The sequence below is a fragment of the Vibrio sp. 1641 genome (genome assembly GCF_033339995.1).
Classification (GTDB): domain Bacteria; phylum Pseudomonadota; class Gammaproteobacteria; order Enterobacterales; family Vibrionaceae; genus Vibrio; species Vibrio alginolyticus.
Genome location: NZ_JAWOVP010000523.1, coordinates 1 through 514 on the forward strand (window position 1 = coordinate 1; position 514 = coordinate 514).

Annotated in this window: 1 protein-coding gene; it reads right to left on the reverse strand. The window is 46.3% G+C overall.

All coding sequences use genetic code 11. The annotated features are described in order from the left end of the window. On the reverse strand, positions 1 to 514 hold a 514-nt coding region (locus tag R7Z47_RS26920), incomplete at both ends, for a radical SAM protein (protein WP_318131035.1).

The following is a 514-nucleotide window of genomic DNA, read 5'->3' on the forward strand; positions in this document are numbered from 1 at the left end:
AATCGAATAACGCGATTGCCAATAAGTACGCTCAAGGTAATCCAGATGCGCAGCCGCAAAAAAGCAGTCGGTGCGCCACTCTTCCAAACCAATCAAAGCGCCAATACCGATTTTGTCGATCCCCGCTTTTGCCAACCTATCAGGCGTTTCAAGCCGGTATCGGAAATCCATTTTGTTGCCACGTAAATGATGCTGAGCATATGTTTTAGGATGATAGGTTTCTTGATACACCATCACCGCATCAAGGCCCAATGTTTTGAGTTCGGCGTATTCGTCCTGATCCAACGGTTGGACTTCCATCGCTAAATAATTAAATCGCTGCTTGATGATTGGCACCATTTCGCGAAAGTATTTCATCCCAACTTTGGTCTCATGCTCACCCGTTACCAGTAACACGCTGTCGAACTTCATTCGCTTAATCGCATCAATCTCCGCCTCAACTTCGTCCCTATTCAGTGTTCTTCGCTTTATGCGGTTCTCCATAGAGAAGCCACAATAGGTACAAGCGTTGGCA